The following is a 10374-nucleotide window of genomic DNA, read 5'->3' on the forward strand; positions in this document are numbered from 1 at the left end:
TGTCTGGGATGCGCTGCGTGCGATTGGTGTCATGGCCGTGGGCGTAGAAACCTATGCGAATTCGCGGCGCATGGAAAAGAGCCTGCGGTTGCAGAACGCGGATCTGTTGACCCAGTACAATCTTTACGAATCAGACTTGGCGCGGCCAAAAGTGAAGGCGGCAGATTTCCGCGGCAAGGCTAAGCATCTGGAATACAGAGAGCGTGAGCATCAACCGGCGATGCTTTGTACACTCGTGATGACGGAAAACACGGACGCAAGTGGTATACAGCGTTTTCCTGTCGGCTCTATGCCGGTCATGGATCCGGAGACCGGAGAGACCTTGGTCGACAGTCTGGGCCGTCTGTCCTATACGACGTCTGTCGCCTTTGGGCCGACAATCGGCAAAAACATTGCGTTGGCCTATCTGCCGCAGGACTATTGCCAGGTCGGTCGTAAGTTGAATGTCGAATATTTCTCGGAGACTTATCCGGTGGAAGTTGTCGGTGTCGGTTACCAGCCGCTCTACGATCCGGAAAATCTGAAGCCGAGATCTTGATCCAATCCGTCCACACGACCTAGAAAACCGAAACCCCGCGTGGACTTCCTCGCGGGGTCTGCTATTGCAGGCCCAAACGAAACAACAGGCCTGAAAAGCTTAAGACGACGAAAGACTGTTTATGTCCAAACTGGAAGATCTTCTTGCCCGCAAAGGGGCCCTCCTGGCCGACGGTGCCACGGGGACGAATTTGTTTGAGATGGGGCTTGTTTCGGGAGATGCCCCGGAGCTTTGGAACACGGATGAGCAGGAGAAAATCAAGGCTCTTCACCAGTCTTTTGTCGACGCCGGCTCCGACATTATCTTGACAAATACATTTGGCTGTAACCGACACCGTCTAAAACTCCACAATGCACAGGATCGGGTGAAAGAGCTGAATGTTGCCGGTGTGAAACTGGCGCAAGAGGTCGCGGCGACGGTCGAACGTGACGTTCTGATTGGTGGTTCGATTGGTCCGACGGGAGAGTTGTTCCAACCTCTTGGTGCACTTGGCTATGAAGACGGTGTTGCTGCTTTCCGAGAGCAGATTGAAGGGCTGGTTGAAGCGGGCGCAGATATTTTGTGGGTCGAAACCATGTCCGCGGTCGAAGAAATGAAGGCGGCTGCGGAAGCTGCTCAGGGCTTTGATTTACCCCTGGTCATTACTGCAAGCTTCGACACCGCGGGCAAAACCATGATGGGGCTGCCGCCAAAGGGACTGGGGGACCTTCAATCTCAGTTCGCGTGCACGCCTGTTGCAATCGGTTCCAATTGTGGAGTTGGTGCGTCCGATCTGCTGGCGGCGATAATGGAGATTACAGAAGCCTATCCGGATGCAATTGTTGTTGCCAAAGGAAATTGCGGCATACCGCAGATCCGGGGAGACGAAGTCGTCTACACAGGTACACCGGAATTAATGGCGCAGTATACTCATATGGCGCTTGATGCAGGTGCCCGGATCATTGGCGGCTGTTGCGGAACGTCGCCGTTACACCTGGCTGCCATGCGAAATGCTCTGGATACGCATGTGACAGGGAAACGCCCGACACTTGAAGAAGTGATATCCGAAATCGGTCCACTGGTTTCACCGCCCAACAAGGAAGCCGATGCAGCCCGGTCTGAAGCGGACGCCGGCTCCTCTGGCCGACGCAGAGGCCGACGCCGTGCTTGAAACGATCTGAATACAGCAAAGGCTCTCCCGATGGAGAGTCTTTTTGTCAGCACAGATAGATTCTTTCAGCAACCGGAAGCTTTAACCTTGTCAAAGGCTTCAGAACTTTCAGACAGGGTTGCGGAATTGATCCCCATCGGCTGGTAAGGCGGCTCTGTTTGCATGCCAACATTGGTCATATGAATCTTGTAGCAACCGGTAAAGACCTTGGTGGAGCCGTCGACCTGGTGAGCGGCGATAGCCACCGGCAATGACCAGTAGATTTGACCGGCACCTGGATCGGGCGCCGTCAGGCCAAATTTGACTTCGACCGATTTGGTATCCGCATATCCTTTCGACCACTCATCGAAATCAGTGGGCGCAAAGCCACTCGAAAAATAGCTGTAGGCCTGAACGTAATACCGATTGCTGACAGCGTAATAATAGCTTTCTATCAGCTTCTGAGGTGTCGATCGATCATCCATATATGCTTGGTCACCTGCGTTGCTCAAAGTCGGGAAAACGACCGGCACCAAGCCCACAACAATGGCAAAGAGCGAAACCGGTAGGAACGAACATCTGAGCATTGAGCGTCTCCAGTGCAAGGTGAGGTACCGAAAGTTGTTTGCGGCGGCACCTATAGGAATTGTGCGACGGAATGTGCGCCTTAAAGCAATTCAATTTCTTCTGGCGTAATTATTTCAACATTTTTCTCGACAATCAGAGACTTGGAAGCCTCGCGCCAGACGGCTAGGTGAGGGGAGGCGAAGTGCCGTTCCAACTCGTTTTTGTTTATCCAGCGTTCGACAAAAACAAAGGCCTGACGGTCGCTGATACTTTGATAGAAATCATAAGAAACACAACCTGGTTCCTTTCTGGTTTCGTCGATACAAAGGCGGGTTGCCTCGATAAGTGCTTCGCGATTTGCAGGTGTGGTCTTCATGGTTGCGATAATGAAAATCATGTGTCGACCCTGAGTGCTGTCGTAAAAGTTACGGCCTTTTTCAGATGCACGCTAAACGATTTTCACCGCTGAAAAACGGGAAATCTATCGAAGGTTTATTGAATTTATGCATTTTGTTGATACGCAACGCGCTATTCTGCTCCCAATTGCGGGATTCTTCGAGGAGAGAGAAATTTGCGGATCGTTGGCATTGCTGTGATCGTGGTTGCGTGTCTGGTACCGGTGTTCTGGTACATGCCAATGGCAGAGACGAGAGATCCTGTAGCGGTATTCAGTCAATATATCGGGTCAACGGCATTGATCCTCATGGGGTTCAACCAGTTTTTGGCAACACGCGCGCCTGGAGTGGAAACACTGTTTGGGCCATTGGATCGCATTTACGTTCTGCATAAATGGCTGGGCGTGATTGCAATGGTTGCGCTGGGGCTGCATGACATCATTGACGCAGATATGAGCGGTCTGCGTGGCGGGCCACTGTCGGGAATCGCCGAGGATATCGGCGAAGTCAGCCTTTATGGTCTTTTGATCCTCGCCTTGGCCTCCGTAATTACATTTATTCCATATCATTTGTGGAAGTGGAGTCATCGGCTGATCGGGATCTTTTTCTTCCTTGGCGCTTTCCATTTCTTTTTTATCGAAAAACCGTTTTCGAACGTCGATCCGCTGGGAATTTACATCTCCACTTTCTGCCTTCTTGGCATCGTCAGTTATGTCTGGATGTCGTTGCTGCGTCCCATGTCTCCACGCGGGCATGGCTACAAGGTTTCGTCGGTAAAACATCTTGGAGGACTGACCGAAGTTGAACTGACGCCAAAGGGACGAGGGATGAAGCACAAGGCCGGACAGTTTGCTTTCCTTTCTATCCGCGAGGGTGGACTTTCCGAGGAACACCCCTTCACCTTGAGCTGCGCGTCGAACGAGGGGCGGACACTCAGGTTTTCCATCAAGGATCTTGGCGACTATACCCGTCGTCTGCGCGCAGGGTTGAGAGTTGGAGCAGATGCCAATGTAACCGGTCCCTTTGGGCGCTTCATGATGCCGTCGGGGCGCGATCCTCAGATATGGGTTGGGGCAGGGGTCGGCATTACACCCTTCCTGGCATTTGCCGAAAGCCTTAAGGGTCGTGAAATCGGGCCGATAAAACTCTATTACTGTGTTCGCGAACGGGACGACATTCCATATGCAGTCGATCTTGAGACGATTGCCGAAGAAGTTTCCGGCCTGGAACTGATCATCGTCAATTCCGCAGAGGGAGTGCGCCTGACGCCGGATAGGATTGCGGCTGACGTTGGCGATCTGTCTCGAGCGCACATGTATTTCTGCGGTCCTGTCGCAATGCGCAAGAGCTTGAAAAACGCGCTCGTCCTGAAGGGGCTTCGGGCGAGTAGATTTCATTTTGAAGAGTTTGAGATGCGAACCGGCATCGGACTTGGCGCCCTTGCTGCCTGGCTGTGGGACAAGGGCAGCTACGCCGTTGAGAAACGGCGGGCGGAAAAGACCCAACCAGCAGAATAGCTTTCCCGGAAAGTCCTCAACTTTCAACCGGCAACACAGGCAAAACCTGTTTGTCGGTCAGGAAGTGGCTTGCCTTTCACTGCTTTTGACGTTTACGTAAAAGCAAGTCGCATATTCGACGTGAAAAGAAAGCTATAGGGGGATGCTGATGCAGCCGGTGATGACGAGCGATCAGATCATGGAAATGCTGGACGAGGTTTTCCCCCAAATCCACGCCGGTGGCAGGGTGTATTCCATAGACAGTGTGTCATCGGGTGAAGCTGTCGTTCGTTTGAGCGCTAACGAACTTCATTTGCGACCTGGCGGAACTGTTTCCGGTCCTTCCATGATGGCATTGGCGGATCTTGCGGCCTATGTCGTGATCCTCGCTCATATCGGTCCCGTTGCCCTGGCCGTGACCACAAATCTCAACATCAATTTCTTGCGCAAACCCGGCCAGGGCGATCTGCTTTGCACGTGCCGGCTGCTGAAACTCGGCAAACGTCTTGCTGTCGTGGACTGTGGAATCGCAGGCGAAGGAGAGGACGATCTTGTCGCCCACGCGACGGCCACCTATTCGGTTCCGCCTCGCTGAAGTCCGGACTTATGCCGATTGTTTAGCGCTTTCCTGCTTGAACAACCCTTCCATTTCCTTGCTGTATTCGACAACCTGTCCGCGTCCGCGGCGCTTTGCGGCATATACAGCAATATCGGCTCGGTGCAGTGCCTGCTTTTCAGTGTCACCCGGAGAGCTGATATAGGCGCCGATGCTTAAGCTTGGCACATAGGTCTGTCCGTCCTTGTCATACGGGGATTGCGCAGCTTCCATCACGCGGCCGTAGAGTTTCCGAAACTCTTCAACAGTTGCATCGCGCACCAAAACCACGAATTCATCACCGCCGAACCTGCCGACAACGTCGTCCCTGGACCGAACACTCGATTTGAGAATGCCTGCGATGTGTTGCAGCAGGTGATCACCACGGGCATGTCCATAGTGGTCATTCACCTGTTTGAAATAATCCAGGTCCACAAAAAGAATGCCCAGATTTTCTGAACTGTCCACGCGGTTAAAGTGGTCATCCAGAAATTTTGAGATGCTGTTTCTGTTCAAAACCCCGGTCAGCTGATCATAGCGCGTCAATTCCAGCAGTTGCCTGTCCTTGCGCATGACTTGCCTTGTGCGGTGAACATAGGCCGCTGCAGGGAGCAGAAGCACCGCAAACGTGCCAAAAATCAGGTACCCACTGATCCAGTTGAAACCGCCCTCGAGAGCTTCTTCAAATTCGCTGACATCGACATAGACCTCCAATGCGCCAATCCGTTCTCCGGAGGGAAGGGTGGCTGGCAGATAAACGGCGACATATGTTTCCACGTTCCCCGGAAGCGGGGTCTCGTCTTCAACGTCATGGACAAAGATCTGCGGCTCGCCGGTCTCATAGACCTTGAGCGCTTTCGTATTGAAGAACTCCGCAGGTCCCAGGACGCCTGAATCCGACAAAAGGGTCAACATTCCGTTCTTGTCGAACATCTGAAAGCGTATGACACCGGCAAGCGCAAACGAGGTTTCCAGTCGATTCAGCTCTGCTGGGGTAATAATGCCCTTTTCAACCGTACGCCGGACTGAGGGTGTGGTACGCAGATAGTTTTCGGCCCAGTTCGAGGCGCGGACCTCAGCATCCTTTCTGATTGCGATCTGAACCTGCCAGTCGATCAACACATCCAGAGAAAGTGCCACCACTGTCATGAGAATAGCGGCTCCGGCAGTTGCCAGAAACAAAGGATTCTTGGGGGCTCTTTTGAGATGCTTCAGGTCCATCGGGCAGTTCGTTCCCTTCATTCCCCAACGAAAGTAGAACGATGAGCTTAAAGGCGGGTAAAATAATTAGAGACACTTTGGAAGACGGCTAAGCAAAGTGTGCATGTTCAAGGGGGCGAGATGGAGTGAATTTTGTGTGGTATTATAATACCGTTTTTATAAGTCATTGAAAAATATAAGTTTATTTTATTGTTGTTTGTAAAAACATTCTTGACGGCACTTTTCCGGCGGCGTATAAGCTGCCTCGAACGAATTTGAGGTCCGTTCGCAGGCTTTATCAGGCCGCGCGGGCCTTTTCTTTAACGTCCAGAAACGGATCAGTCTCATGAAGACCTTCTCTGCCAAGCCGGCTGAGGTCGAGAAAAAGTGGATCTTGATCGACGCAGAAGGCATGGTTGTCGGCCGTCTTGCCGCCTACATCGCCAATCACCTGCGCGGAAAGCATCTGCCGACCTACACGCCTCACATTGACACCGGTGACAACGTCATCGTCATCAATGCTGACAAGGTCGTTCTTACAGGCCGTAAGTACGACAACAAGAAATACTACTGGCACACCGGTCACCCGGGTGGCATCAAGGAGCGCACCGCGCGTGCAATCCTGGAAGGCCGCTTCCCGGAGCGCGTCCTGGAAAAAGCTGTTCAGCGCATGATGCCGGGCGGCCCGCTGTCCAACAAGCAGCTGAAAAACCTCAAGGTTTACGCTGGTCCGAACCACCCGCATGAAGCACAGTCGCCGGAACTGGTCGACGTCAAGGGCCTCAATGCAAAGAATGACGGCAAGAGGGCATAAGAATGGCTGAGCTGCAATCCCTGGAAGAACTGGGCGGCGCGGTCGAAACCGCTGCCCCCGAAGCTCCGGTCCATGTCCAGAAGCTGGACGCACAGGGCCGTGCATACGCAACCGGCAAGCGTAAGGACGCGATCGCACGCGTCTGGATCAAGCCGGGCACCGGCAAGATCATCGTCAACAAAAAGGACTTTACCGAGTATTTCGCTCGCCCGGTTCTTCAGATGATCCTTCAGCAGCCGATCATGCTGACCGACCGTGCTGGTCAGTATGATGTGATTGCAACCGTTACCGGTGGTGGTTTGTCCGGTCAGGCTGGCGCAGTGCGTCACGGCCTGTCCAAGGCACTGACCCACTACGAGCCGGAGTTGCGTGCGGTCCTGAAAAAGAACGGCTTCCTGACCCGTGACGCTCGTGTTGTCGAACGTAAGAAGTTCGGTAAGCGCAAGGCACGTCGGTCCTTCCAGTTCTCCAAGCGTTAATCGCAGGACTAACTGGTATTACAAACATGAGAACCCGCTGGAGCAATCCAGCGGGTTTTTCTTTATCTGCCTCTATTGCACGCGTCCGCCAAATTTCATTTACTTAACTTGGGATTGCATTTCGAAATTTGGTTTATCGAAAATGGCGGGGGTGACCAATGACAAAATTCTTCTGGAAATTACTTGGTGTTGGACTGAGTGTTTTATTTGTAAACACTGCCAACGCCGAAAACGACCTGTTTTTCAAAGTTTGTGAGGACTATCAGTCCGGACAGTATCGGGACTGCAGGGAACTAAACAGCATTGAGTTCCGGACACTGGGCACTATTACCTTACATGTTTATTCCGAACTGAACTGGAAAGTCGGAGTTCCGCGCGTTCAATCGGATATCTTCATGCGTTGGCTGTATCAGGACCCGGACGGGAATCAGGAAATTGTGGCCGAACACACCGGCAGTTCGGCTTATCGCTGGCGACCGTCCAAGAACACACAGACAACCCGCTGGCACGTTCAGGCCACGGTTTGGAGAGACAAGAAGGGTTCATTCATTTTCGAGGCGTTCACCGAACCTTCGAATCCGGAAGGAAGCATGGTCGGGCGATTTGTGGTTCCTGTCGAAGGATTGGAGGGCTGAATGTTTAAAATCGAGAATCTGGCCTTCCTGGGCCTTTTGATTTTTTCCTTGATTGCACCACAGTCGGTGTCGGCGCAAGGGCGAGAGGAATACCTGCAAGTTTCGGTATTCAAGGAGCTGATCAGTCAGTTGATCCAGCGTGTTGATGCGGTTGCGAATGAAAGCAACAAGCAGCAGGAAAATCTTGGTAGTGAGCTAGCGGCGCTTCGACAGCAGATAGATGATTTGCGCAGTCTTCAGGGAAAACTGGACAATATTGAAAAGCGCATAATCGAAACGGAGTTACTGAAGCTCGAGCTTGAAAAGGCCTTGAGGACCGCAGCTGCGCTTGAGGACGAAGTGGGGACGATTTCAATCAATTCTGCTCAGGCGCTCTCGAGTGCGCAGTCGGCGCAATCGAGCGCAGAATCAACCGGTTGGATACTGACGATCGTATCAACGATTGTCTCATTTCTCGTAATTATAATCGGGCTCTTCTTTTCTTCCAGGTTTATGGCGATTCATGCCGAGAACCAGGTGGCAAAAGCGCTTCTGGAAAGAGTAGAGGGCGAATTACAGTCGGTGAAAAACCAAATTCACAACGACAGCACCGCGGAAACGCGTTGAGGCCAGTGATTTCACGATCAATCCCACAGTCCTGCTGCCTAGACCCGCCAACAAAAACAGAAACCGATCTGATGGAGTTATCCGACTTGCCGGCAATGCGCGATGCACAGGGAAGCAGGTTGGCCATTCAAGCATCGCAATGCGGTTCAGCGGGTCGGAAAGGTCATCAAAGGCAGAGTTTGGTTCTTAATTGTTGCGGGTTGGCATTACTGTGGATTTGAACCGCCTGCCGGTTGCCGACCGCCGTCCGGTCGCGCGGGACATCTGTCGATCCGCGTCGCAGGTTTGTATGCCGTTGCTTCTCTTGTTTTTCAGTTGATATGGGGATCCGTCTCTGCTGTGCTTTCAATGCTCTCGAAACATTCTGTAACAAAGTGGGATTGATTGCCCGCATACGGGTTCACCTGATTGCCACAATCGTCGAACGGCGCGATGTTGTAGGCGTGTAGGACCGCACTCAAGGGAGCGGGGCCGGCAAAATCCCTGCTACTGAGAGCAACCCCAGCGTCACGCTGATTGGTGAGGGGGGTCGGTTTACTCAAATAGACCGGGTTTAGAGGGATAAAGAACGTTCGTATCGGCGAATAAATCGCCTGATCGGCGGTACACTGCGTACAGTAGTAATAATATTCCTTCCAGAGGTCCGGGCGCGCGACGCCGAAGCAGGCATCAAACGAGTTGGAAGCGAGCACATCGCCGGTTTCCGGATCGTAGGTGTTCCGCAGCAGGTCTGCGGCCAGGTCTGCAAGGTTTTTAACAAACTCACCTTCTGCGTCGAAAACCTTGCCGTCCTTTATCCAGATACCGGCCATGTCGGGCGTCTCGCCCAGGGGCGTCGGGCACCAGGGTGCGCTTTCGCTTGAGTGTTCCTTTTTCAAAATGAGCTTCATGCATTTGGTGACTGTGCCACCAGACAAGGTGCAGTCGACAACTTCGGCATCCTGCATGATTGCTTCTGCCCTTACACGGACAAGGAAAGACTTTAGCGCAGCCGTCCCTTCATATTTCGCACGCTGATTGGTCACTTCCTGAGCAATCAAGGAAGACGTCAAAACAAGAATTGTTCCTATTGCGCTCAGGCCTCGTGTACAAAGCTGCGTCACAAGGGGCATGGCGAACCTCGGCAAGACAAAAATGTTCAGGGCGTCAATCGGTTGGTGATCAAAGCTATCATAGGCGGCACCGCCATATGCTCGGAATTGTGTTTCCAGATGTTTCCCGGCTGACGCGTGATCGAGTTGCAACTCGAACATTTCGGTTGCCTCCTGTGCGAATCCGGTACATGTCGGCTAAGGTTGGTCAGGATTACGGCCCGCAATGTAAAATGATTGAAGTCGGGCCTTATGGATCAGGCAAAATTTGTTCAAGGCAGTTTGTTTCGCCATGTCACGGTGATGTCGCTGACAGCCTCCGTCGGACTGATGGCAATTTTTGCGGTCGATTTTGTCGACATGATTTTCATCTCGATGCTTGGCAAGGATGAACTCGCAGCAGCCGTTGGCTATGCGGGTGCAATCCTGTTTTTCACGACGTCATTCAATATTGGCGTTGCAATCGCGGCGGGTGCACTCGTTGCACAGGCCCTCGGAGCCGGGGACAGGCAACTGGCTCGCAGACGGGCATCGAATGCCCTGACCGCAGGCGTCTTGTTTTCTTCTGTTTTCGCGGTTTTTGTCTGGTTTGGTCTCGAGGAGCTCGTTTCGCTCATCGGAGCGCGTGATATAACCCACAGCCTTGCGGTCCATTACCTTGCGATCATTGTTCCGACGCTACCGTTGTTATTGCTCGGTATGGCAGGGGGAGCCATTCTGCGTGCCCATGGGGATGCAAGACGCGCCATGACGTCCACGATCGTGGGTGGGATTGTCAACGCGCTTCTGGATCCGATCCTGATTTTCGGTCTGGATTTAGAGCTCACCG

Annotated in this window: 13 protein-coding genes; 9 read left to right on the forward strand and 4 right to left on the reverse strand. The window is 52.8% G+C overall.

Annotated features, from left to right (window positions below):
- Positions 1-538: glycine cleavage T C-terminal barrel domain-containing protein (locus tag K5905_RS17990; RefSeq protein ID WP_297586324.1), on the forward strand; the 538-nt coding region annotated here is incomplete at its 5' end.
- Between the two features lie 121 nt (positions 539-659).
- Positions 660-1688 (forward strand): betaine--homocysteine S-methyltransferase, encoded by a 1029-nt coding sequence (gene bmt / locus K5905_RS17995; protein ID WP_297586325.1) that lies wholly within the window; start codon positions 660-662, stop codon positions 1686-1688.
- A gap of 65 nt (positions 1689-1753) precedes the next feature.
- On the opposite strand, the gene K5905_RS18000 is transcribed toward bmt, so the two are convergent.
- Positions 1754-2254, reverse strand: coding sequence for a hypothetical protein (locus K5905_RS18000; RefSeq protein WP_297586338.1), 501 nt, complete (start codon positions 2252-2254; stop codon positions 1754-1756).
- 80 nt (positions 2255-2334) lie between these two features.
- Entirely contained in the window at positions 2335-2631 is a 297-nt protein-coding gene (locus K5905_RS18005) for a putative quinol monooxygenase (protein WP_297586343.1), read from the reverse strand.
- A gap of 174 nt (positions 2632-2805) precedes the next feature.
- On the opposite strand from K5905_RS18005, the gene K5905_RS18010 reads away from it, so the two are divergent.
- Together K5905_RS18010 and K5905_RS18015 are read left to right on the forward strand one after the other, a co-directional pair.
- Positions 2806-4146, forward strand: coding sequence for a ferredoxin reductase family protein (locus K5905_RS18010; RefSeq protein ID WP_297586344.1), 1341 nt, complete (start codon positions 2806-2808; stop codon positions 4144-4146).
- A gap of 142 nt (positions 4147-4288) precedes the next feature.
- Positions 4289-4720, forward strand: a complete 432-nt coding sequence (locus K5905_RS18015; RefSeq protein WP_297586345.1) for a PaaI family thioesterase — start codon at positions 4289-4291, stop codon at positions 4718-4720.
- A 9-nt stretch (positions 4721-4729) separates the two neighbouring features.
- Here the strand turns inward: K5905_RS18015 and K5905_RS18020 are convergent, their stop codons facing one another.
- A complete protein-coding gene (locus K5905_RS18020) occupies positions 4730-5941 on the reverse strand; it encodes a sensor domain-containing diguanylate cyclase (RefSeq protein WP_297586346.1) in 1212 nt (403 codons plus the stop codon).
- Positions 5942-6266: 325 nt separating this feature from the next.
- Here K5905_RS18020 and rplM point away from each other — a divergent pair, with 325 nt between their 5' ends.
- From rplM to K5905_RS18040, 4 genes are all read left to right on the forward strand, one after another.
- Positions 6267-6734, forward strand: a complete 468-nt coding sequence (gene rplM, locus K5905_RS18025) for a 50S ribosomal protein L13 (RefSeq protein ID WP_297586347.1) — start codon at positions 6267-6269, stop codon at positions 6732-6734.
- Positions 6735-6736: 2 nt separating this feature from the next.
- Positions 6737-7213 (forward strand): 30S ribosomal protein S9, encoded by a 477-nt coding sequence (rpsI, locus tag K5905_RS18030; protein WP_297586348.1) that lies wholly within the window; start codon positions 6737-6739, stop codon positions 7211-7213.
- Between the two features lie 158 nt (positions 7214-7371).
- Positions 7372-7848 carry a hypothetical protein gene (locus K5905_RS18035; protein ID WP_297586349.1) on the forward strand — a complete coding sequence of 159 codons (477 nt, stop codon included), beginning with the start codon at positions 7372-7374 and terminating at the stop codon, positions 7846-7848.
- On the forward strand, positions 7849-8454 hold the full coding sequence (locus K5905_RS18040; protein WP_297586350.1) for a hypothetical protein: 606 nt from the start codon (positions 7849-7851) through the stop codon (positions 8452-8454). It abuts the gene before it with no gap.
- A 311-nt stretch (positions 8455-8765) separates the two neighbouring features.
- On the opposite strand, the gene K5905_RS18045 is transcribed toward K5905_RS18040, so the two are convergent.
- Positions 8766-9707 carry a hypothetical protein gene (locus tag K5905_RS18045; protein WP_297586351.1) on the reverse strand — a complete coding sequence of 314 codons (942 nt, stop codon included), beginning with the start codon at positions 9705-9707 and terminating at the stop codon, positions 8766-8768.
- A gap of 90 nt (positions 9708-9797) precedes the next feature.
- Here K5905_RS18045 and K5905_RS18050 point away from each other — a divergent pair.
- Positions 9798-10374, forward strand: a 577-nt coding sequence (locus K5905_RS18050) for an MATE family efflux transporter (RefSeq protein WP_297586352.1), incomplete at its 3' end; no start/stop codon positions are given.

Origin of the sequence: Roseibium sp., assembly GCF_025698965.1 — a bacterium.
In the GTDB taxonomy this organism is placed as follows: Bacteria; Pseudomonadota; Alphaproteobacteria; order Rhizobiales; family Stappiaceae; genus Roseibium.

Bases quoted from the DNA above. Each gene is read 5' to 3' on its own strand.
- bmt (WP_297586325.1), top strand. From the start codon at position 660: ATGTCCAAACTGGAAGATCTTCTTGCCCGCAAAGGGGCCCTCCTGGCC.
- K5905_RS18000 (WP_297586338.1), bottom strand. From the start codon at position 2,254: ATGCTCAGATGTTCGTTCCTACCGGTTTCGCTCTTTGCCATTGTTGTG.
- K5905_RS18005 (WP_297586343.1), bottom strand. From the start codon at position 2,631: ATGATTTTCATTATCGCAACCATGAAGACCACACCTGCAAATCGCGAA.
- K5905_RS18015 (WP_297586345.1), top strand. From the start codon at position 4,289: ATGCTGATGCAGCCGGTGATGACGAGCGATCAGATCATGGAAATGCTG.
- K5905_RS18020 (WP_297586346.1), bottom strand. From the start codon at position 5,941: ATGGACCTGAAGCATCTCAAAAGAGCCCCCAAGAATCCTTTGTTTCTG.
- rplM (WP_297586347.1), top strand. From the start codon at position 6,267: ATGAAGACCTTCTCTGCCAAGCCGGCTGAGGTCGAGAAAAAGTGGATC.
- rpsI (WP_297586348.1), top strand. From the start codon at position 6,737: ATGGCTGAGCTGCAATCCCTGGAAGAACTGGGCGGCGCGGTCGAAACC.
- K5905_RS18035 (WP_297586349.1), top strand. From the start codon at position 7,372: ATGACAAAATTCTTCTGGAAATTACTTGGTGTTGGACTGAGTGTTTTA.
- K5905_RS18040 (WP_297586350.1), top strand. From the start codon at position 7,849: ATGTTTAAAATCGAGAATCTGGCCTTCCTGGGCCTTTTGATTTTTTCC.
- K5905_RS18045 (WP_297586351.1), bottom strand. From the start codon at position 9,707: ATGTTCGAGTTGCAACTCGATCACGCGTCAGCCGGGAAACATCTGGAA.